Raw genomic sequence first — 23465 nt, forward strand, 5'->3', positions numbered from 1 at the left:
TTTTTTGTTTTATGACTTGACCTAGCCACTAACGCTTAGCGCCAGTGGCTAGTGCTACATCATGAAGGGCGACGGCGAGACAGTACCACTCCGGCACCTACTAACATCCCTATGGCTCCCCACAGAACAGCAATAAAGGCTCTGCGTGGACTATCACGTTTGATTGGATCTTCAGGAGTTCGCAGGAAGCGATAAGCCTGAAAATTTTCTTGAAGAACGGGTTCAACATTCAGTGTCGATAACATCGCGACATTCTGATCATAATCGGAATCATAATCAGGACCGGTTGCTTTCAGTGTTTCAATCTGTGCTTGTAATAATGGAACACCTAACATAAACATTTTTGAGTCCGGAATTTCATCCACTGGCGCGGTCATTTGATTACGTGAAATACCTTGTTTTTCAGCAACTTTTAACGCTTGTTCAAGGACATTTAAACGACGGTCATATGCCGCGGTTGCTACCATACCTTCACGCTTAACTAAGGCTTTCATTGATTGAGTCTTCGTTGCCCAAGTCCCTTTCAATTCATCATTCAGATTAGTCGTTGCGCGTTTGTTGGCAAACTCAATATATTCACGTAATAGCTGGTTAGCATCAGTTGCTGTTTCAGCCACTAACTTCACGTTATCGGTTGGATTTTTTAACTCATCCGCTGGCGTATATTCGATATTGTTAATTAATTCATCAAGTAATGCCGCGTCAGCTTTTGGATCATTTTCCAGACGTTGCTTGTAATACTCTGTTCCTAACCAAAATTGGCGACGAGTATCATAAGCACCTAATTGCTTGGTAAACTCTTCATAAGCTTCTTTCGCAATTGTGGGTAACTGGCCTTCTTGTCCCATAACATTAATACGGGAATCAAGATTACGCAGGAATTGTTGCTGAGAGTAGTAACTTCCCAGATTATTCACCGTGGGTAAATCTGTGATCGCAGTAGTACTCCACTTAGGCTGCATAAAATAAGATGCGCCTAAAGCGATGGCTGCAAAAATGACTGCACATGCCACGATCCAAACTTTACCTTTCCATAATGAGAGGCATAACGCTCGGATATCCAACTCCCCTTCAACCGGAGATTGGTGCTGGCTAGGTTGTGTTTCTGAGTTATTCACTGCGCAGAACCTCTATGTTCGTTTGTCGTTACCGGACCGCACTCTTGCGCACACGACGTCTAATTCGTTTGATAAAACGGGCGACTTTCCATGCACGTTTGATGCAATAGCCATACATCATAAATACAAGCAAAAACAATGCCAACATTACCCACTCAGGGACAAATGTTAAGCGTTCGCCAATGATACCAATGCTCGCAAGTACTGCTGCGGCCAATGTGATGATTACAAATGCCCCTTTTGGGGAAAAGCCTGAACGCATAATCAGGTGATGAATATGCTGACGATCCGGTGAAAATGGACTCATTCCTTTACGAATACGGCGATACATAATTGCCACCATATCCATTAATGGAATCGCAATAATCCATAATGCAGTCACAGGGTTAATGGGATGCACTTTTTCTTGCGTTGATGCTACGAGAATCCAAATAATCGTAAAACCAATCAGTGTGCTTCCCGCATCTCCCATAAATACTTTAAAGCGACGACCTAACACGCCTAAGTTAAGGAGAATATAAGGTAGGATAGCCGCTATAAAGGCAAAACACCAAAATGCGAGAGCATAGTTGCCATTTTGATAAAGTAGAAATCCAAGGGCACCAAATGAAACTGAGGATAAACCACCTAACAGGCCATCAATACCATCGACCATGTTAAATGCATTAATCGCAGCCCATACCGCAAATAGCGTCACAATATAGCCAAATGGTCCAAGCACCAGCTCCCATGGTCCAAATGCATGACCCAGTGATTTCAGCGAAAGTCCCGCTGCGGTCATCATCACAACCGCGACAATAGCTTGAACTCCAGCCCTTAATTTTACGCTGATATCAAATCTATCATCGAGGGCACCCACGAAGACTAATAAGCCTGCACAAGCGATATATAACCATTTATGTGGAATGTATTCCTCTGTGATCGCAAATGCGAAACAGACTCCAAAGAAAACAGAGATTCCTCCAACTAGAGGAACCAATCCTACGTGTTTTTTCCTAAAGTTAGGTTTATCGACTAAACCAACTTTTGTCGCAACAATCCGCGCGACAAAAATAAAGGCTAAAGTAAATAAAAAAACGTAGAAGAGATTACTGGCAAAGTGTGTACTGTCCACTGTTCAACTCTCTTATTATTTCTATCTGACTTTTAAAAACTACAATTCTTGGTTGTGATGAAAAACCTAAAGTACCGCATTATCATCTGTGCAGAAATTCACACGTTCAAACGAGTCTTCACTGTTGATGGTACCCATAAAATATGCTGATAAATAAAGTACGGTATATATAGCTTCATTTAGTTGATCCTATCCGCCCAATACTATCCTTTAATCTTGCAAGATGCATGCCATAAAAGACAATCTTCGACCGATTGATTTTTCGATTTCTTACCCACTTAAGTTGAAAAATATCTCGCATAAAATCATAGAGGTAAAAAAATATCAAAATTCGATATGGATGTACTTAAATATTAAAAAATAATATCAATACGTTACATTAAAGTATAACAGGAAGAGCATCAGCAATTGATAGTCTTTAAGTATAAAAAAGAATGTAGAAAATACCACCTTCAGATTAATAATCTAGCGTTCATTTATTATTTTTTTTTACTTAAAAAATAGAGTAATTAATACTCCATTTTCTCTGAAGCGGAGATTATTATTTCACTTATACCGTGTGGAATTAGATAAAAAAATAGGCGCCCTAATAAGAGCGCCTATTCGATGTACAGATAATCCTAACGATTAAGCTCTTTTCATGAAATCAAAGAATTCTTCGTTGGTTTTTGTCATGGCCAGTTTACTGATGAGGAATTCCATTGCATCGATCTCACCCATTGGGTGAATAATCTTACGTAGGATCCACATTTTCTGTAGCTCATCTTGGGATGTCAGTAATTCTTCTTTACGTGTACCAGAACGATTGTAATCAATCGCAGGGAAGACACGTTTTTCAGCAATTTTACGGGACAGGTGTAATTCCATGTTACCTGTTCCTTTAAATTCTTCGTAAATCACTTCATCCATTTTCGAACCAGTATCAACTAATGCAGTTGCAATGATAGTCAGGCTTCCACCTTCCTCAACATTACGTGCCGCACCGAAGAAACGTTTTGGACGATGTAATGCGTTCGCATCAACACCACCAGTCAAAACTTTACCGGAAGAAGGAACGACTGTGTTATATGCACGAGCAAGACGAGTGATAGAGTCGAGCAAAATAATAACGTCTTTTTTATGTTCAACAAGACGCTTGGCTTTCTCAATAACCATCTCAGCTACTTGAACGTGACGTGCAGCTGGCTCATCAAATGTCGAAGCAATAACTTCACCTTTAACTAAGCGCTGCATCTCGGTCACTTCTTCTGGACGTTCGTCAATCAGTAGGACCATCAATACGCAGTCTGGGTAGTTATGTGCAATGTTAGCCGCAATATTTTGCAGCAACATTGTTTTACCCGCTTTAGGTGGCGCGACAATCAGTCCACGCTGCCCACGACCAATCGGTGCCGCTAAATCCAAAACTCGTGCAGTCAAATCTTCAGTCGAGCCGTTACCGCGCTCCATGCGAAGACGATTATTTGCATGTAATGGCGTTAAGTTTTCAAAAAGGATTTTGTTACGGGCGTTTTCAGGTTTATCAAAGTTAACTTCATTAACTTTTAACAGGGCAAAATAACGTTCACCTTCTTTAGGAGGACGAATTTTTCCTGAAATAGTGTCGCCAGTGCGTAGGTTAAAACGGCGAATTTGGCTAGGAGATACGTAAATGTCATCCGGACCTGCGAGGTAGGAACTGTCACCTGAACGGAGGAAACCAAATCCATCCTGTAAGATTTCTAGTACGCCATCGCCGAAAATATCTTCCCCACTTTTAGCATGCTGCTTCAAAATGGAAAAAATAATATCCTGCTTTCTCATACGGGCTAAATTCTCTAGCCCCATGTTTTCGCCTAACGTAATCAGTTCTGATACTGGCGTATTTTTTAATTCGGTAAGATTCATAATGGTGGGTTCTTTAACTCGGGGTAATTCTCGAACTATGAACGTAAATTGGAGGCAACTTATATAGTAACAATAATGACCTATTAAGTGCCAGTTTAACTTTATAGTGCCCTGTTGGAAGCTATCAACTAACAACAATGCATAAAAATTTGTGCTCGCTACAACTAATATTGCAATGAATAAGGTTGTGACTAACAGGTGCGTTTTTAATCATCAAGATGACATTTCGCATATTATTAGAAACGTAATCAATATTAGCAATAGTTTTTTGTACATTTAGGACAACATCTTATCCTAGTACCACCCATTTTATTCACTCAGAGCTTAACATCACAGTTATGCAACGATGGATTCATCAACTTTAAATTAATAATAAGCAACGTTAACATTGTTACTAAACAGAACTGTAAGCTAGACGTATCAGAAAAGAGCAAAGGAAAACAAGGTAATTCTTATGGGCGCTATACGAGGAATGCTGTTAACTTATCATGCTTAAATGGGGACGTCTAGCGGCTCTCTACATAAAATAAATACACCGCTAAACGTTTTCGCTTATATAAAGCTATAACTTACAGATTTTCGTCTAAAAATTCTTTCAGTTGAGTTTTAGATAATGCGCCAACTTTAGTTGCAGCAACACTGCCATTTTTGAATAATAGAAGTGTTGGGATACCGCGAATACCAAATTTTGGAGCCGTTGCTGGGTTATCATCAATATTCAGTTTTGCGATGGTCACTTTGCCTGTATATTCTTCAGCAACTTCATCAAGAATAGGCGCGATCATTTTACAAGGACCACACCATGCAGCCCAGAAATCGACAAGAACAGGTGAATTTGCATTTAGAACGTCAGATGCAAAACTTGCATCTGTAATATGTTTAATTTTGTCGCTCATGTTGTACTCCAAAGGATCATTTTTACCGACATAGTGTAGCATTAATTGGCATCAGTATGCTTTATTTCAAAAGATACACTTTCGTAAACCAACCGTTAACTGATATTCTAACATACTATGAGTAAAGCACACTTGACAGAACAGAAGTTTTCCGACTTCGCATTGCACCCAAAAGTCATTGAAGCACTTAATAAAAAAGGCTTCAACTTTTGCACGCCTATCCAGGCGGCTACCCTGCCTTTCACTGTCGAAGGCAAAGATGTTGCGGGGCAAGCGCAAACAGGTACAGGTAAAACGTTAGCATTCCTAACGTCTACATTTCATTTTCTTTTAACTCACCCTGCTATGGATGGGAAAAAAACCAATCAGCCTCGTGCGCTGATTATGGCTCCCACTCGCGAACTAGCAGTGCAAATTTACTCAGATTCTAAAGAGCTGGCAGAGTACACTGGTTTGAAAATGGGTCTAGCCTATGGTGGTGATGGCTATGACGAGCAGCTCAAAGTCTTGCAAAACGGTGTTGATATCCTCGTCGGTACAACAGGTCGTTTAATTGACTATGCAAAACAAGGTCACGTTGATTTAACCGCTATCCAAGTCGTCGTATTAGATGAAGCTGACCGTATGTATGACCTCGGTTTTATCAAAGACATCCGCTGGATCTTCCGTCGTATGCCTTCCGCAGCCGATAGACTCAACTTACTGTTCTCTGCAACATTATCTTACCGCGTAAGAGAATTAGCTTTCGAGCAAATGAATAACCCGGAATATATTGAAGTTGAGCCACTGCAAAAAACCGGTCACCGTATTAAGGAAGAGTTATTTTACCCTTCTAACGAAGAAAAAATGCGTTTACTGCAAACGTTACTCGAAGAAGAGTGGCCTGAACGCTGTATTATTTTCGCCAATACCAAACATCGCTGTGACGATATCTGGGCTCACTTAGCCGCGGATGGACACCGTGTTGGTTTATTGACTGGTGATGTAGCACAGAAAAAGCGCTTACGTATTTTAGAACAGTTTACCCAAGGCCATATTGATATCTTAGTGGCGACTGACGTGGCTGCCCGTGGATTACATATTCCATCTGTAACTCATGTCTTTAACTATGATTTACCCGATGACTGCGAAGACTATGTACACCGTATTGGGCGTACCGGTCGTGCCGGTGAGAGTGGAAACTCCATTAGCCTCGCGTGTGAAGAATACTCATTAAATTTGCCTGCAATTGAAGAATATATTCAGCATTCAATTCCAGTTAGCAAATATAACAGTGAAGCACTCTTGAGTGAGCTCCCAGCACCAAAACGTCGTCACCGTCCGCGCCCAACAGGTCCTCGTCGCAATTCCAATGCACCACGTCGACATAATGGCCCACGCCACAACCATAAACGCGCAGACTGAGTAAATAACTTATGCTGAAATCTTCTTCTCTGTATGCGGCTATCGACCTAGGTTCTAACAGCTTTCATATGCTGGTTGTACGTGAAACCGCAGGAAGCATTCAGATCATTTCTCGAGTCAAACGCAAAGTCCGACTTGCGGCAGGGTTAGATAAAGATAATATCTTATCCGAACAAGCGATGGAGCGAGGCTGGCAGTGTCTGCGCCTTTTTTCGGAACATCTGCAAGATATTCCGAACTCGCAAATTCGTGTTGTGGCAACCGCAACACTGCGTTTAGCCAAAAATGCTGATATTTTTATCGAGAAAGCCAGTGAGATCCTAGGAAATCCAGTCAAAGTTATCCAAGGAGAAGAAGAGGCCCGCCTGATTTATCAAGGTGTTGCTCACACTACCGGGGGCCCAGAACAGCGTTTAGTTGTCGATATTGGCGGAGGTAGTACCGAGTTAGTCACCGGAACCGGTGCCCAAGCTCAGCAGTTATATAGTCTTGAAATGGGGTGTGTCACTTGGCTCGAACGTTATTTCAGTGACAGAACCTTAACTGAAGAAAATTTTGCCCAAGCCGAAGCCGCAGCACAACAGGTTATCACCCCCATCGCGGATACACTCAAAGCCCATGGTTGGAAAATTTGTGTCGGCGCATCAGGAACTGTGCAAGCTATTCAGGAAATTATGATTGCCCAAGGGATGGATGAGCTAATCACCCTTGGAAAATTACAGCAACTGAAACATAAAGCTATTCAATGCCATAAATTGGAAGAGTTGGAAATTGATGGGCTAACTTTTGAGCGCGCTCTCGTATTCCCAAGCGGTTTATCCATTTTAATCGCCATCTTCAAAGCGTTAAATATTGAAAATATGACGCTAGCAGGTGGGGCTCTGCGTGAAGGTTTAGTTTACGGGATGCTGGAACTGCCTATCGAGCAAGATATTCGAGCTAGAACTTTGCGTAATATCCAACGCCGATTCCTTGTTGATATCGAACAAGCTAGCCGCGTTCGCCAGCTCGCTGAATATTTTTATCTGCAAGTTGCTAAAGAGTGGGAACTCGATAACCGTTGTCGAGACCTTCTATCAAGTGCATGTGCTTTACATGAAATCGGGCTAAGTGTTGATTTCAGAAAAGCGCCCGAGCATGCAAGCTACTTAATTACCCATCTAGATTTACCTGGATATACACCAGCACAAAAACGCTTACTTGCTGCCCTTCTTAAAAATCAACAAGGCCAAATTGATTTAGCGTCTTTAAGCCAACAAAATGCATTACCAATGCAACAAACTTACTATTTATGTCGCTTGCTACGCTTGGCGATCATCTTCGCTAGCCGCCGACGCGATGATACTTTGCCTGCATTAAGGCTGAATGCGAATACGCAAAATTTAACCATTATGCTGCCATATCGCTGGTTAGAAGAGCACCCTCTACGTGCGGAAAATTTACAGCAAGAAATTCAATGGCAAAGTTACGTGAATTGGTCATTAGCATTAGAAGAACGTAATAGTTCCAACTAACTATTCTGAGTTCCCACTGTATCGTGGGAACTTATCTCATTACTTTTCAGTTTTTTTATTTAATCCTAATCGAGCCTTAATATCTGCTAGCGCAAATTGCCCTTTCTGCATACGTTCTTCCGCACTCACCACTTTTCGCTGCTGTTCCCACTCGATATCATCTTGAGGTAATTCAAGTAAAAAGCGGCTAAGTTCAGGGCGAATTAACTCCCCATACTGGCGACGCTCTCGGCTATGACTGAAGAATAATTCTCGTTGGGCTCGCGTGATCCCAACGTAAGCTAATCGACGTTCCTCATCAATATTATTTTCATCGATACTGCTTTGATGTGGTAATAACCCCTCTTCCATTCCCACAAGAAAAACATAAGGAAACTCAAGACCTTTTGAGGCATGCAGTGTCATTAATTGTACTTGGTCAGAATCTTCATCATCTTCACCACGCTCCATCATATCGCGCAAAGTAAAACGGGTAACAACCTGATTCAGCGTCATCGGCTCATTTAACTCATCGCCCTCAATCATTTCACTCATCCAAGTAAATAATTGGTTGACGTTTTTCATGCGCATTTCTGCTGCTTTGGTGCTTGGTGAGGTTTCATATAACCAACTTTCGTAATCCATTTCCCTCAATAAATCTCGTACAGCTATCAGAGGCTCTCGCTCTGAAACTCTCACAATATCGTCCATCCAACGAGTGAAACGCTGCAAGGCTTCTAACCCTTTCCCTGTTAACGTTTGTTCTAATCCCAAGTCAAAACTTGCTTGATATAAACTCTTTCCTCGTTGGTTAGCCCATTCACCTAATTTTTGAATAGTTTTAGGCCCAATTTCACGACGCGGCGTATTCACGATACGCAAAAATGCACTGTCATCTTCAGGGTTAGTAAGTACTCGCAAATACGCCAATAAATCTTTAATTTCAGGGCGGGAAAAAAATGAGGTTCCCCCTGAAATGCGGTAAGGAATCCGGTTTTGCATCAACATTTTTTCAAAAATACGCGATTGATGATTACCTCGATATAAAATAGCGTAATCTTTATACTGCGTTTTATTAATAAAGTGATGTGCTATCAATTCACCAATCACACGTTCAGCTTCATGGTCTTCATTATTTGCCGTAAGTACTTTTAGTGGTGCCCCATAACCCAATTCTGAAAACAGCTTTTTCTCGAAAACATGGGGGTTATTGGCAATCAAAATATTGGCAGCTTTCAAGATACGTTCCGATGAACGATAGTTTTGTTCTAGCTTAATCACATTCAATTTTGGAAAGTCTTGGTTAAGCAGAATTAAATTTTGTGGTCTAGCCCCACGCCATGAATAAATGGATTGGTCATCGTCACCCACCACCGTAAAGCGCGCTCGATTCCCAACCAGCAATTTAACCAATTGATACTGGCTTGTATTGGTATCTTGATATTCATCCACCAGCAAATAACGGATTTTTTGTTGCCACCGCTCACGTACTTCTTCATTTTGAGATAAAAGCAGCGTTGGCTTACTAATCAAATCGTCAAAATCCAGTACGTTGCAGCTTTTTAAGTGTAATTCATAGCGACGATAGCATTCGGCAAAATGGTGTTCTTTTTCAGTTCTAGCTTGTCCAATGACTTGCTGTGGGGAGATCAGATCATTTTTCCAATTTGAGATCGTCGAGATCAGCTGCTTAAGAAGATCTTTATCTTCCTCAAGAAGATCAAATGTCAGTTCTTTCAATAATGCGATTTGGTCTTGATCATCAAACAGAGAGAAGTTGGACTTAATACCCAACGCTTTATACTCGCGTTTGATAATTTCCAAACCCAAAGTATGAAACGTGGAAATAATTAATCCTCGCGCCTCTTTTTTACCTAATGTTTGCCCAACACGCTCTTTCATTTCGCGTGCAGCTTTATTGGTAAATGTTACCGCCGCAATTTGTCGTGGTTGATAACCACAGTGGCGGATCAGGTGGGCTATTTTATTGGTAATAACCCGTGTTTTACCTGAACCGGCCCCCGCCAATACAAGGCACGGGCCATCCACATATTCAACAGCTTGCTGCTGGCTCGGATTTAATCGCATGGTTTCTCTACATCACTTAATTATTCAAAATGGAACTCGCTACAGATTGTAGCAGAAACCTAACCAACTCTTGAGCAACGATCCTTTCTATTTATAAAAAACAAAAAACCACATCATTCATCAGAACGATATGGCTTTACTTTGTTTTTTGCTTTGCTCTTTTTCTTTTATTACAACGATATATTTTTCTAAACTATTCGCGTTAGAGGAAGGCGGCAAAGGAGGTTATCCTAAGGAGCATACATTTAGTATGTAACTTGGGTAACCGAGTGTAGCCAACGCACCTATCACGCGAAGAGTGACGAAAAATTAGTGAGCGACGGCGATCTTCTTCATATCCGTCATATACCCACGTAAAGTCTTACCGATTTTTTCAATAGGATGGTTACGAATCGCTTCGTTGATATCACGCAGCTGCGCATTATCAGTGCCGTTATCAGCCACTGGTTTTGCTAAATCACCCGCTTGCAATTTGGTCATAAACTCTTTCAACATTGGTACTGCCGCAAATGAGAATAAATAGTTACCGTACTCAGCGGTATCAGAAATAACCACGTTCATCTCATATAAACGCTTACGGGCAATAGTATTCGCAATCAGTGGTAATTCATGCAGTGATTCATAATATGCAGACTCTTCAAGGATCCCTGCTTCTAACATGGTATCAAAAGCTAATTCAACACCCGCTTTAACCATCGCAACTAATAGAACACCATGGTCAAAGTACTCTTGCTCTGAAATTTTAGCCGTAGATTCTGGGTAATTCTCAAATGATGATTGACCCGTTTCTTCACGCCATGTCAGCAAGTTTTTATCATTATTTGCCCAGTCTGCCATCATCGTTGATGAGAACTCACCAGAAATAATGTCATCCATATGTTTTTGGAACAGTGGCGCTAAAATAGTTTTTAATTGTTCAGAAAGTGCATAAGCGCGTACTTTTGCTGGATTAGACAGACGGTCCATCATCAGGGTGATACCACCTTGCTTCAGCGCTTCAGTAATCGTTTCCCAACCAAATTGAATTAATTTTCCTGCATAGCCCGGTTCTACACCATCCGCGACCATTTTATCATAGCTCAGTAATGCGCCCGCTTGCAGCATACCGCACAGAATCGTTTGCTCGCCCATCAAGTCAGACTTAACTTCTGCAACAAATGACGATTCCAGAACCCCAGCACGGTGACCCCCTGTCGCTGCTGCCCACGCTTTCGCGATTGCCATACCTTCGCCTTTCGGATCATTTTCTGGATGAACCGCGATCAAGGTTGGAACACCAAAGCCACGCTTATACTCTTCACGAACTTCCGTTCCTGGGCATTTTGGTGCAACCATCACAACAGTGATGTCTTTACGGATTTCCTCACCAACTTCAACAATGTTGAAGCCATGGGAATAGCCTAACGCAGCGCCTTGCTTCATCATTGGCTGAACAGCACGAACAACCGTAGAGTGTTGCTTGTCTGGCGTTAAGTTAATAACTAAATCAGCTTCAGGGATCAACTCTTCATAGGTACCAACTTTGAAACCATTTTCTGTTGCTTTACGCCATGATGCACGTTTTTCACTGATCGCTTCTGGACGCAGCGCATAAGCGATATCTAAACCAGAATCACGCATATTCAGACCTTGGTTCAGACCTTGAGCTCCACAACCGACGATGACGATTTTTTTACCTTTCAGATATCCTGCTTCATCCGCAAATTCATCGCGGTTCATAAAGCGGCATTTGCCTAATTGAGCTAACTGGTCACGCAAGTTCAATGTATTAAAATAATTCGCCATGGTCTTACTCCATTACTCGGTCAGTGTTCTGTTGTGTTTGTATTATCAGACAACCTCGTTGCCTGTTGCTCATTATTGAGCAGTTATGGATTTACTATATGCGATGATTCACATTGCTTAAATTGATATATTAACAATATAATGTTGCAATATTTGCAACGTGATAAATCATCCGATACGAGGGTCAAATGGATATCCGTGATCTACGATTATTTCTGCATTTAGCAGAAAGCTGCCACTTTGGGCGCACATCAAAAGCAATGCATGTCAGCCCTTCAACACTATCAAGGCAGATACAGCGTTTAGAGGACCAGCTTGGGCATCCCTTATTTATTCGAGATAATCGCTCCGTGAAACTCACCCAAGCAGGCGAGCATTTAAAACAGTTCGCTCAGCAAACACTATTGCAATATCAGCAGCTACAGTATGCCCTTAATCATCAAAGTCCATCATTGAGCGGTGAATTACGTCTGTTTTGTTCTGTCACGGCGGCGTACAGCCACCTACCCCAAGTGCTGGATAAATTTCGAGCCTTGCATCCATTGGTAGAAATTAAATTGACGACAGGTGATGCCGCCGATGCTGTCGAAAAAGTTGAAACCAAAGAGGCCGATTTAGGTATCGCAGGAAAACCCGAGCGCCTACCTGATAATGTGCGTTTTGCAAAGATTGGTGAAATTCCGTTAGTACTGATTGCCCCGTCATTGCCATGTGCAGTCAGAAGTATGGTGATTGAAGATAAACCTGATTGGTCTTCAGTTCCCTTTATATTGCCTGAGCATGGTCCTTCACGTAAGCGAATTGAACTCTGGTTTAAACGTCATCAAATTCATAATCCCGTGATTTATGCGACAGTATCGGGACACGAGGCGATTGTTTCTATGGTTGCCTTGGGCTGTGGAATTGCGTTGATCCCGAGTGTTGTCGTGGATAACAGCCCTGAACCTGTTCGTAGTCGCGTTTCCCAACTCGATAATATTTCGATGGTCGAACCCTTTGAACTCGGCGTTTGCCTGTTAAGCAAACGCCTAAGCGACCCTTTGGTGAAAGCATTCTGGGAATTGCTCCCAGAACATTCAGTCTAATGTCGTTTGTCTATCTTGTGGCGCTAAGAAAAAACGGAAGGATGGATTGCCTGTTTCATCGTGATATTCATAGCCTAATGCATCAAGATGACGATCAAAGCGTACTTCTGGGCCTGACAGTTCAAATGCCGCCAGCACACGCCCGTAGTCAGTACCATGGCTACGGTAATGGAACAGCGTAATATTCCAGTGGGTTCCCAAGGTTTCTAAAAATTTTAATAGTGCGCCCGGCGATTCAGGAAATTCAAAGCTATACAATTTTTCATCTAATGGCTTGGATGGGCGACCACCAATCATATAACGAACATGTAATTTTGCCATTTCATCATCGGAAAGGTCGGCAACTTCATAACCATTCCCTTGTAGCTCCTGAATGATATCAACGCGTTCACGCTCGCCGCCATTGAGCCGAACACCAACAAAAATACACGCGCGATCAGGATCTGCATCGGTGTAGCGATAATTAAATTCGGTAATAGAGCGGTTACCCAGTAGCTGGCAAAAACGTAAAAAGCTACCTTTCTGCTCAGGAATTGTTACCGCGAGTAATGCTTCTCGCTGCTCACCCAGCTCACAGCGCTCGGAAACATAGCGTAGCCCGTGGAAATTCATATTGGCGCCAGATAAGACATGCGCCAAACGTTCTCCACGAATGTTGTGTTGCTGAACATATTTTTTCAGACCCGCTAAGGCTAAAGCCCCCGATGGTTCTGCAATTGCTCTAACATCTTCAAAAATATCCTTCAATGCTGCACAAATTGCATCACTATCGACGGTGATCACATCATCAACATACTGCTGGCATAACCGAAAGGTTTCATCGCCGATACGCTTTACCGCTACGCCTTCAGCAAATAATCCCACACGAGGAAGATCAACGGGATGACCTGCTTCTAATGCCGCTTTTAAACAAGCCGCATCTTCCGCTTCTACACCAATGATCTGAATTTCAGGCATTAATTGTTTAATTAACACCGCGACACCAGCAATAAGCCCGCCACCGCCTACAGGAACAAAAATACGATCTAAATGTGCATCTTGTTGAAGTAACTCCAAAGCTATCGTGGCTTGCCCTGCGATCACAGATGGGTGATCAAATGGTGGAACAAAGGTATAGCCCTCTTTTTCTGCCATTGCGATAGCATAGGTTTTGGCTTCGTCAAAGTTTGCGCCATATAAAATAGCCTCCCCGCCAAAACTACGAACCGCATCAACTTTGATGTCTGCCGTTGCAACAGGCATAACAATTTTAGCTTTGACGCCAACACGACTCGCCGATAGAGCGACACCTTGCGCATGGTTACCCGCTGATGCAGTAACCACACCTTTCTTTTTTTGCTCTTCCGTCAGAGTTGCAATCATCGCATAGGCACCGCGCAGCTTAAAGCTATGAACCGGCTGCCTATCCTCTCTCTTCACTAAAATCGTATTACCCATACGAGATGAAAGCTTGCTCATTTCTTGAAGCGGCGTAACTTGCGCCACTTCATAAACGGGAGCACTGAGTGCTGCTTTTAAGTAATCAGCTCCAGAGGGCATTGTAGGTAACGGTTTTGCAGCTGCCACAATCAACCTCCTAGCTTAGATTTATCGCGTACTGCGCCTTTATCTGCGCTCGTTGCAAGGGAGGCATAAGCCCGTAAAGCAAATGAAACTTCACGTTGGCGATTTCGTGGTGTGTATGCTTTATCTCCACGCGCGAGTTCTGCTTCACGGCGTTTTGCCAATTCATCCTCACTAACATCCAGCACCATGGTGCGATTTGGAATGTTAATATCGATAATATCGCCATCTTGTACCAGCGCTAATAAACCGCCACTTGCCGCCTCTGGGGAGATATGTCCAATAGACAGACCAGAGCTTCCCCCTGAAAATCGTCCATCGGTTATCAAAGCACAGCTTTTTCCTAATCCCATGGATTTCAGATAAGAGGTTGGGTACAGCATCTCTTGCATACCAGGTCCACCTTTAGGACCTTCATAGCGAATAACAACCACATCCCCAGCCACCACTTTCCCACCCAAAACGGCTTCTACAGCATCGTCTTGGCTTTCGTACACTTTAGCTGGGCCACGGAAGATTAAACTACCTTCATCAACGCCTGCCGTTTTAACAATACAGCCATTCTCCGCGATATTACCCGACAGAACCGCCAAACCGCCATCCAAGCTATAAGCATGCTCGATACTACGGATACACCCATTTTCACGGTCAGTATCCAGTGATGGCCAACGGCAGCTTTGTGAAAATGCTTGGGTTGTACGAATACCTGCAGGACCCGCAGAAAACATTGATTTTACAGACTCATCTTTAGTCAGCATAACATCGTACTGAGCTAATGTTTCTTGGAAGGAAAGTCCTAGAATATTCGTCACATTCTCTTGCAGTAAACCAGCGCGACTTAGTTCACCCAAGATCCCAAGAACACCACCAGCACGATGGACATCTTCCATATGATATTTCTGGGTACTTGGAGCAACTTTACACAAGTGAGGTACTTGGCGAGATAAGCGATCAATATCATCCATCGTAAAGTCAATTTCTGCTTCTTGTGCCGCCGCAAGTAAATGTAAAACGGTGTTAGTTGAGCCACCCATCGCAATATCTAATGTCATCGCGTTTTCAAATGCAGCTTTATTCGCGATATTACGAGGTAATGCACTTTCATCATCTTGTTCGTAATAGCGCTTTGTCAGTTCAACAATACGTTTGCCTGCATTAACAAATAATGTTTTACGATCTGAATGAGTTGCCAGTAATGAGCCATTTCCCGGTTGAGAAAGCCCTAATGCCTCCGTTAAACAGTTCATGGAGTTCGCAGTGAACATACCGGAGCATGACCCGCATGTTGGGCACGCTGAACGCTCAATTTGCTCACTTTCTTCATCACTGACATTAGGATTCGCGCCTTGGATCATCGCATCCACAAGATCAAGTTTGATAATTTGGTCTGAAAGCTTGGTTTTTCCGGCTTCCATTGGACCGCCAGAAACAAAAATGACCGGGATATTCAGACGTAGAGACGCCATTAACATTCCGGGAGTAATTTTATCGCAGTTAGAAATGCACACCATTGCATCCGCACAATGGGCATTTACCATATATTCAACGGAGTCAGCAATTAATTCACGGGAAGGTAAGGAATACAACATTCCTCCATGCCCCATCGCAATCCCATCATCTACCGCGATAGTGTTAAACTCTTTCGCCACGCCGCCTGCTAGTTCGATTTGTTCTGCGACGAGTTTCCCTAAATCACGTAAATGTACGTGACCAGGAACAAACTGAGTGAATGAGTTAACAACCGCAATAATTGGTTTTCCAAAGTCAGCATCGGTCATACCTGTTGCACGCCATAAGGCGCGTGCTCCTGCCATATTACGACCATGGGTGGTTGTTGCTGAACGGTACTTAGGCATATCTTGACTCCCGTGTATTAAAACAGGCGGGGAACGACCGCCTGTAATCGATATAATTTAGTTATTGAGGGTTTACTGGATCTAACCAGCCCCATTTGTCTTCTGTTGTACCGTCAAACAAGCCAAAGAATGCTTGTTGAATTTTCTTAGTGATAGGGCCACAACGACCAATACCTACTTGGATACCATCAACACTACGTACTGGCGTGATCTCTGCTGCTGTACCCGTCATAAATACTTCATCCGCAAGATAGAGAGACTCTCGAGATAGCGTTTGTTCGCGAACTTCGATACCCATATCTTTTGCTAACGTTAGAATCGCATCACGCGTGATCCCAGGTAAAGCTGAGGATGTAAATGGCGGTGTATACAGAATGCCATCCTTCACTTCAAAAATATTTTCACCAGCCCCTTCAGATAGGTAACCATGTACATCTAATGCGATTCCCTCTTGGTAGCCATGGCGGCGAGCTTCACTACCAACCAATAATGACGATAGATAGTTACCACCGGCCTTAGCACCTGTAGGAATAGTATTTGGAGCTACACGATTCCATGAAGAAACCATGGCATCAATACCTTGGTCTAGAGCTTCTTCTCCTAAATAGGCGCCCCATGGAAACGCAGCTAAAATCACATCGGTACTATAACCATCTGGCGGGTTGACACCCATTCCCACATCACCAATAAAAACTAATGGACGAATATACGCACTGACTAAGTTATTTTTACGCAAAGTTGCACGGCAGGCTTCCATTAACTCATCAACACTATAGCTGACAGGCATACGGTAAATTTTTGCAGAGTCATGCAAACGTTGCATGTGCTCACGATGACGGAATACCACAGGTCCTTTGTGAGAGTCATAGCAACGAACGCCTTCAAATACTGAAGTTCCATAATGCAGGGCATGAGACATAACGTGAACTTTTGCATCTGCCCAAGGCGTCATTTCACCGTTAAACCAAATAAAGTCAGCTTTCTTAGTCATTTTAATTTATTCCTTACATTGCACTTTGTGTGCGTAATAGTCGTGATTCTTGTTGTCTTATTTCAACTGCAGTGATGTCAGATAGCTTAGTTAACTGCGCGCACAATTGTGCTAATGGTCGTTGGCTACTGACGGTCAATTCAATACTTACATTATCACCATCTGATAATTGATCCATATTCATGGAGTTAATTCGAAATCCACGATGGCGAGTGACTCGTAAAATACGCTCTAAAACCTCTGGACGAAAGCGAGCCAATATTGAGATTTGATGTTGCATCATAACGGTTTCTCCATCATTTTTTCATTGCTTGCCCCTGGTGGAACCAATGGCCAGACGTTTTCTAATTCATTAATTGATACCTGTAATAAAAATGCGCCTTCACTAGTCAGTAATTCATCAAGTGCGGCATCCACTTCAGATTTGCGGGTAATACGACGACCTTGAATACCAAAAGCGCCCGCTAATGCAACAAAATCTGGGTTATCAGTCAAAATAGTTTCGCTATAGCGCTGCTCAAAGAATAGTTCTTGCCACTGACGTACCATACCTAACCGCTGGTTATCTAATAATAAAATCTTCACAGGTAGCTGTTTACGTTTGATAGTACCCAGCTCTTGAACGTTCATCATGAAAGAACCATCACCAGAGACACATACCACGGTGTCATTAGGGCGAGCAACCTGAGCACCAATTGCAGCTGGAACACCAAACCCCATAGTTCCGAGACCACTGGACGTCAAAAAGTTTTCAGGCGCATCCACAGAGATGTGCTGAGCAGACCACATTTGATGTTGCCCAACATCCGTCGTCACTACCGTATTAGGTTTCATTTTTTCTGATAACTGCTTCAACAACAGAGGAGCATAGATTGGTTCCCCTGGATGATCATAGCGCCAGCCACACTCTTGCTTTAGTTGCTGAACTTCATGCTGCCAATTTGTAATGGATTTCTTCACCATCAATTTAGGTAATAACGCTTTAGCATCCCCTAATAGAGCAACATGAGTTTGACGTAATTTATCTAACTCTACATAGTCAATGTCGATATGAATGACTTTTGCATTCGGTGCAAAAGTATTTAATTTTCCGGTGACCCTATCATCAAAGCGAGCGCCAACTGCAATTAATAAATCACAACGTTGCACCGAGATATTAGCGGCTTTAGTTCCATGCATGCCAAGCATACCTAAGTAGTTTTTATCCGATGGCGAAACTGAACCCAATCCTTTTAACGTCACAACTGATGGAATGCCGGTGTATTCAATAAAAGCTCTCAGCTCATTCACTGCTCCAGACATTCCTACGCCCCCACCAACATATAACATGGGTTTTTCTGACTGTTCCAGTAATGCTCTTGCTTGTTGAATCTCATCTTGCGGAGTGACATCGTCTTGTTCAACAGGCATCAAATATGGCGCTAATTCTGCATGTTGTAGCTGAATATCTTTCGGAATATCAATCAGTACAGGTCCGGGACGTCCACTATTTGCGATTGCGAAAGCTTCAGCGAGAATACGCGGTAACTCTTCTATCGATTCCACTAAAAAACTGTGTTTTGTACAGGCGAGGGATAATCCTAAAACATCAATCTCCTGAAAAGCATCAGTACCAATAAACGCAGATGCGACTTGCCCCGTTATCGCGACTACAGGTACAGAGTCAAGTAAAGCGTCTGCTAAACCCGTGATAACATTGGTAGCTCCAGGTCCAGAAGTCGCGATACAAACACCCGTTTTACCCGTTGAACGAGCATAACCAATTGCTGCAATCACGGCCCCTTGTTCATGGCGACACAGTAAATGTTCAACGCCTCCATCATATAGGGCATCGTAAACCGGCATGATTGCCCCTCCGGGATATCCAAAAACAGTATCAACACCTTGTGTTCGTAATGCCTGAACTAACCATTGTGCTCCGTTCATGATTGTCTCCTGTCTGTCTATTATTTTATTTATTTGTATTTATTATGTTTTTATTTATTTGTTGGTTTGCTAAAGATTCAAGTGAAAAAAAACCCCGCGCCTTTCGGTGCGGGGTTCTCGTAAGATTTGGCTACTATTTCAGCCTTCGTCGTCCAAGTGCAGCCCCGCACGGTGGGATAATAATCACCACCACGCTAATAATTAGGCTAATCACTTGGATGAATTTGTTCATGAGTTTAATCTTTTCAACATTTATCGTTTGCTTTATTAAAGAGTTATCATTTTAAAATTGTTTTGACAACTCTTATTTAATTTTTTAAACATGATGTTTTTTATTTGATTAAAATTCAATTGGTTACAGACGACTTAGGACAATCAACTGAATTTAACACTAAAAATCAGTCATTATAATTATCTATTACAAGAGAGTCAGCGTTATTCACCAAATTAATCCAATGCAAATTAACCTCAATAAAATCTAAAACAGCTGCCAGTTATCCTAATTAATTTCAGAACAAAACTATTTCTATCACAAAATAAAATACCGCCACTATCCCTTGATTATTAGTATTCGAGCCTTTTCAAAGAAAAATGTAGTGATAAAGAAACCTGATGATTTAATTATCGAGCCTCTTCGCAAAAATAGAAGTAATCACAATAAAAATCACTTTTTTTAAACAGCATATAACTCTGTTAACCTAAAAGAGAAATTTATGGCTCTAGCAATTGTTTATACTCGCGCATCAATTGGCATGGATGCACCATTAGTCACGGTAGAAGCTCATATTAGTAACGGGCTTCCCGGATTAACCTTAGTAGGCTTACCTGAAACTGCCGTAAAGGAAGCAAGGGATCGCGTGAGAAGCGCAATAATCAATAGTGGTTTTGAATATCCAGTCAAAAAAATGACAATAAACTTAGCGCCAGCTGATCTACCTAAAGAAAGTGGGCGCTACGATCTGGCGATAGCTGTTGCCATTTTGGCGTCATCCGGACAAATTCCATATGACTTATTAGAACAGCACGAATTTCTTGGTGAACTCGCACTATCGGGAACCATACGTTATATCAACGGCGCCATTCCTGCGGCTCAAGCCGCAATAACCGAAAATAGACGCTTAATTTTACCTTTAGACAATCAACATCAACTCCGCTTACTACCAAGTGATAGTTCAAATTTTTCATCATCCTTACTCGAACTTTGCCAATATCTTCATGGAAAAAATACGCTTATTAGCAACCAACACATTACTAAGGCACCGCATCCTCCAGACCATGAAAATGATATCAGCGACATTATTGGTCAAGAGCATGGAAAACGTGCTTTGGAGATTTGTGCCGCTGGAGGACATAATCTTTTATTACTCGGTCCTCCGGGTACAGGCAAAACAATGTTAGCCAGCCGTCTTATCACTATTATCCCCTCTTTAACGCCCCAAGAAGCACTAGAGGTCGCAGCACTAAAAAGCCTAAGCCAAACAATAAGAATAGAGGAAAACTGGCCAGAAAGACCATTCAGAGCACCTCATCATAGTGCTTCAACGGCAGCATTAATTGGAGGGGGAACTCTACCAAAGCCAGGGGAAATATCCCTCGCTCATCATGGAATTCTATTTCTTGATGAATTACCTGAGTTTACACGAGCCGCTCTTGACTCATTAAGAGAGCCACTAGAATCTCATCAGGTTATAATTTCGCGAGCTAAAGCTAAAGTTTGCTTTCCTGCTAATTTCCAACTTATTGCTGCGTTAAATCCAAGTCCTACAGGACACTATCAAGGTGAAATGAACCGCTCATCGCCCACAAAGATCCTACGATATTTATCTCGTATTTCAGGGCCTTTTTTAGATAGATTTGATTTATCGATAGAAATTCCATTATTACCATTAGGTATGCTTAGTCATCAAAATAGCCAAGGAGAAACCAGCGAAAAAGTTCGTTCTAGAGTGATTAAGGCAAGAGAAAGGCAGTTTGAGCGGGCGGGAAAAATTAATAGTCAACTCTCATCAAGAGAAACAACAAAGATATGTCAGGTTAATAATGAGGATGCTTTATTCTTAGAGAATGCACTCAATAAATTAGGGCTATCTATTCGTGCTTGGCATCGAATCCTACGCGTTTCTCGAACAATTGCAGACCTAGACTCATCTTCAGATATTCAAAAAAAGCATTTACTAGAAGCATTGGGATATCGAGCTATGGATAAGTTATTGCTTCATTTGCAAAAACAAGTAAGCTGAAGGTATGTAGATGAAAATAATATTACACTAAAAAATAAAAGGGACCGAAGTCCCTTATTATTTTACCATTTAATGAACTTAATCATCTGAATCGGTATAGTCTTCCGATGGGTCTATCTGCGGTTTACCACCTGATAGGGTATGGAAGCGTTTTGGACGATTAATACGGCTAGAATATTTCGTCCATACCTTTTCTTCTAGGGTAACAGGTTCCCGTTCACCACGACAAACAGCAACGAATAACTCTTCTTCTTCTGTTTGTGGCGCGCGCTTACCTGTATCAAGCTCATTAAAAGCTTGGCCGTGACGTTCTAGCAACTGAGCTTCTTTTATGGTGAAGTCACCATGACGGGAAAAGCCACGTGGATAATGTTTATTGTCAAAAAAACGATTAGTCGTGATGAAGCTATCTGCCATCTGACACACTCCTAACTGATTACGGTCAACTCTATATGGCGCGGAGTATTAGACAGCATTGACAATCTGTAAAACAAAACATTTAAATCATCACGACAAAAATTATTGGAGATGTATGTGGACAGCGAGTTATTAAGAACTTTTTTAGAAGTCAGTAGAACCAGACACTTCGGCAGAGCCGCAGAATCTCTCTACTTAACGCAGTCTGCCGTTAGCTTTCGTATCAGACAGTTAGAGACTCAACTCGGTACCAATTTATTTACAAGACACCGTAATAATATTCGATTAACTCCAGCGGGTGAACGATTAGTTCCTTACGCTGAATCTCTAATGAATACTTGGTTACAAGCTAAAAAAGAAATTTCACATGCATCCCAACATACTGAATTATCTATTGGTGCAACGGCGTCATTATGGGAGGGCTACTTAACTGATTGGGTTGAAAACCTTTATAGTCAACATAATGAGTTACGCTTAGAAGCCCGAATCTCTACTCGCCAATCTCTTGTTAAACAACTTCATTCTAGAGAATTGGATCTACTTATTGCGATAGAACCTCCCAAAATGGATGAGTTTGAAAGCACTATTATTGGATCAGCTGAGATCCAGTTAATGGCTTCACAAAAGAATATATCTCTCACTCAATATAATTTTATCAAACTAGAATGGGGAGCTGATTTTCATCCTAAGAATGAACCAGCTATTGCTCAAGACGACTCACCTGTAATGATCACGACATCGGCTAATATTACACGCCAATTATTGTCTGTATCGCTTTCAGCTGCGTTTTTACCTTCTCATTGGCTTCAGCATTATCCTGGGCTAAAAGCGCTCTCAGAGAACGTTATTACTAAGCCTTTATACGCTATCTGGCTGAAAAAAAATGATCAACAAGCGCTAATTAACCAGCTAATTAAAACGCCAATTAACCATATTTAATCTTGCTGAAATCTGCAAAAATGAGTGATGGCTCCATCGCTCATTTTTCACTCCTGAAATAATGAATTAAAAATGAATAAGTTGATTTTGAAATAGATTTTTGGGTGGGTAGTTAGGGGGTTATAGCAAGAATTAACAAAATTTAGATAAAGAAAAACCCGATTAAAGTAATCGGGTTATCAATAGATACTTCTTTTATTATTACTTAATTGGTAACTGGCAGGGGCGGAGAGACTCGAACTCCCAACACCCGGTTTTGGAGACCGGTGCTCTACCAATTGAACTACGCCCCTAATTAAGTGGCGGAACGGACGGGACTCGAACCCGCGACCCCCTGCGTGACAGGCAGGTATTCTAACCAACTGAACTACCGCTCCACTTATTCTTCTTTGCCTTTCGGCGACTCATTGCGTATTGCAATCAATCTTAATTTAATGTCTGGCAGTTCCCTACTCTCACATGGGGAGACCCCACACTACCATCGGCGCTACGGCGTTTCACTTCTGAGTTCGGCATGGGGTCAGGTGGGACCACCGCGCTATTGCCGCCAGACAAATTCTGTTTATTCCCGTTTAAGTCTTTTCTTAAACCAGAACATCAATCCTGAACAAGCTGCTGTGTCCTTCACCTTTCGGCTTCTCACTTTATTGAATTCAACTTTAT

General features: G+C 42.1%; 18 protein-coding genes, 2 tRNA genes and 1 rRNA gene. 5 read left to right on the plus strand and 16 right to left on the minus strand.

Annotated features, from left to right (window positions below; all coding sequences use genetic code 11):
- Nucleotides 1-59: 59 nt before the first annotated feature.
- From wzzE to trxA, 4 genes are all read right to left on the minus strand, one after another.
- A complete protein-coding gene (gene wzzE / locus PROVRUST_RS09700) occupies nt 60-1118 on the minus strand; it encodes an ECA polysaccharide chain length modulation protein (RefSeq protein WP_006814616.1) in 1059 nt (352 codons plus the stop codon).
- A 28-nt stretch (nt 1119-1146) separates the two neighbouring features.
- Nucleotides 1147-2232 carry a UDP-N-acetylglucosamine--undecaprenyl-phosphate N-acetylglucosaminephosphotransferase gene (wecA, locus tag PROVRUST_RS09705; protein ID WP_006814617.1) on the minus strand — a complete coding sequence of 362 codons (1086 nt, stop codon included), beginning with the start codon at nt 2230-2232 and terminating at the stop codon, nt 1147-1149.
- 627 nt (nt 2233-2859) lie between these two features.
- Nucleotides 2860-4119, minus strand: a complete 1260-nt coding sequence (gene rho / locus PROVRUST_RS09710) for a transcription termination factor Rho (RefSeq protein WP_006814618.1) — start codon at nt 4117-4119, stop codon at nt 2860-2862.
- A 569-nt stretch (nt 4120-4688) separates the two neighbouring features.
- The gene (trxA, locus tag PROVRUST_RS09715) at nt 4689-5015 is read right to left on the minus strand and encodes a thioredoxin TrxA (protein ID WP_039854894.1); all 327 of its coding nucleotides are present in this window, start codon (nt 5013-5015) and stop codon (nt 4689-4691) included.
- Between the two features lie 117 nt (nt 5016-5132).
- On the opposite strand from trxA, the gene rhlB reads away from it, so the two are divergent.
- Together rhlB and gppA are read left to right on the plus strand one after the other, a co-directional pair.
- Nucleotides 5133-6419 carry an ATP-dependent RNA helicase RhlB gene (gene rhlB / locus PROVRUST_RS09720; protein ID WP_006814621.1) on the plus strand — a complete coding sequence of 429 codons (1287 nt, stop codon included), beginning with the start codon at nt 5133-5135 and terminating at the stop codon, nt 6417-6419.
- An 11-nt stretch (nt 6420-6430) separates the two neighbouring features.
- Entirely contained in the window at nt 6431-7933 is a 1503-nt protein-coding gene (gene gppA / locus PROVRUST_RS09725) for a guanosine-5'-triphosphate,3'-diphosphate diphosphatase (RefSeq protein WP_006814622.1), read from the plus strand.
- Nucleotides 7934-7972: 39 nt separating this feature from the next.
- On the opposite strand, the gene rep is transcribed toward gppA, so the two are convergent.
- Both rep and ilvC read right to left on the minus strand, forming a co-directional pair.
- Nucleotides 7973-10000 carry a DNA helicase Rep gene (rep, locus tag PROVRUST_RS09730; protein ID WP_006814623.1) on the minus strand — a complete coding sequence of 676 codons (2028 nt, stop codon included), beginning with the start codon at nt 9998-10000 and terminating at the stop codon, nt 7973-7975.
- A 309-nt stretch (nt 10001-10309) separates the two neighbouring features.
- A complete protein-coding gene (gene ilvC / locus PROVRUST_RS09735) occupies nt 10310-11785 on the minus strand; it encodes a ketol-acid reductoisomerase (protein ID WP_006814624.1) in 1476 nt (491 codons plus the stop codon).
- A 188-nt stretch (nt 11786-11973) separates the two neighbouring features.
- Between ilvC and ilvY the strand changes: the two genes are divergently transcribed.
- A complete protein-coding gene (gene ilvY / locus PROVRUST_RS09740) occupies nt 11974-12870 on the plus strand; it encodes an HTH-type transcriptional activator IlvY (RefSeq protein WP_039854896.1) in 897 nt (298 codons plus the stop codon).
- Here the strand turns inward: ilvY and ilvA are convergent.
- The 6 genes from ilvA to ilvL all read right to left on the minus strand — a co-directional run bounded on the left by ilvA (nt 12862) and on the right by ilvL (nt 19438).
- Nucleotides 12862-14436: a threonine ammonia-lyase, biosynthetic gene (gene ilvA / locus PROVRUST_RS09745; protein WP_039854897.1), complete on the minus strand. Its 1575-nt coding sequence runs from the start codon at nt 14434-14436 to the stop codon at nt 12862-12864. The genes ilvY and ilvA overlap by 9 nt on opposite strands.
- Nucleotides 14437-14438: 2 nt before the next feature.
- Nucleotides 14439-16289: a dihydroxy-acid dehydratase gene (ilvD, locus tag PROVRUST_RS09750; RefSeq protein WP_039854898.1), complete on the minus strand. Its 1851-nt coding sequence runs from the start codon at nt 16287-16289 to the stop codon at nt 14439-14441.
- Nucleotides 16290-16350: 61 nt separating this feature from the next.
- Nucleotides 16351-17280, minus strand: coding sequence for a branched-chain amino acid transaminase (locus tag PROVRUST_RS09755; protein ID WP_006814628.1), 930 nt, complete (start codon nt 17278-17280; stop codon nt 16351-16353).
- A gap of 13 nt (nt 17281-17293) precedes the next feature.
- Nucleotides 17294-17563 (minus strand): acetolactate synthase 2 small subunit, encoded by a 270-nt coding sequence (ilvM, locus tag PROVRUST_RS09760; protein WP_006814629.1) that lies wholly within the window; start codon nt 17561-17563, stop codon nt 17294-17296.
- A complete protein-coding gene (gene ilvG, locus PROVRUST_RS09765) occupies nt 17560-19206 on the minus strand; it encodes an acetolactate synthase 2 catalytic subunit (protein WP_006814630.1) in 1647 nt (548 codons plus the stop codon). The genes ilvM and ilvG overlap by 4 nt, the downstream gene beginning before the upstream one ends.
- 133 nt (nt 19207-19339) lie before the next feature.
- The gene (ilvL, locus tag PROVRUST_RS19740; RefSeq protein ID WP_112837475.1) at nt 19340-19438 is read right to left on the minus strand and encodes an ilv operon leader peptide; all 99 of its coding nucleotides are present in this window, start codon (nt 19436-19438) and stop codon (nt 19340-19342) included.
- Between the two features lie 481 nt (nt 19439-19919).
- Here ilvL and PROVRUST_RS09770 point away from each other — a divergent pair, with 481 nt between their 5' ends.
- On the plus strand, nt 19920-21446 hold the full coding sequence (locus PROVRUST_RS09770) for a YifB family Mg chelatase-like AAA ATPase (protein WP_006814633.1): 1527 nt from the start codon (nt 19920-19922) through the stop codon (nt 21444-21446).
- Between the two features lie 78 nt (nt 21447-21524).
- Here the strand turns inward: PROVRUST_RS09770 and PROVRUST_RS09775 are convergent, their stop codons facing one another.
- Complete coding sequence (locus PROVRUST_RS09775) at nt 21525-21863, minus strand: MaoP family protein (protein WP_006814634.1); 339 nt, start codon at nt 21861-21863, stop codon at nt 21525-21527.
- Between the two features lie 111 nt (nt 21864-21974).
- On the opposite strand from PROVRUST_RS09775, the gene hdfR reads away from it, so the two are divergent.
- Entirely contained in the window at nt 21975-22802 is an 828-nt protein-coding gene (hdfR, locus tag PROVRUST_RS09780) for an HTH-type transcriptional regulator HdfR (RefSeq protein ID WP_006814635.1), read from the plus strand.
- 217 nt (nt 22803-23019) lie between these two features.
- On the opposite strand, the gene PROVRUST_RS09785 is transcribed toward hdfR, so the two are convergent.
- The 3 genes from PROVRUST_RS09785 to rrf form a co-directional block, all read right to left on the minus strand.
- Nucleotides 23020-23095, minus strand: a tRNA-Trp gene (locus PROVRUST_RS09785).
- Nucleotides 23096-23102: 7 nt separating this feature from the next.
- Nucleotides 23103-23179: transfer RNA gene (locus PROVRUST_RS09790), tRNA-Asp, on the minus strand.
- Nucleotides 23180-23238: 59 nt separating this feature from the next.
- A 5S ribosomal RNA gene (gene rrf, locus PROVRUST_RS09795) occupies nt 23239-23354 on the minus strand.
- Nucleotides 23355-23465: the final 111 nt, after the last annotated feature.

Source organism: Providencia rustigianii DSM 4541, assembly GCF_000156395.1.
Lineage (GTDB): Bacteria > Pseudomonadota > Gammaproteobacteria > Enterobacterales > Enterobacteriaceae > Providencia > Providencia rustigianii.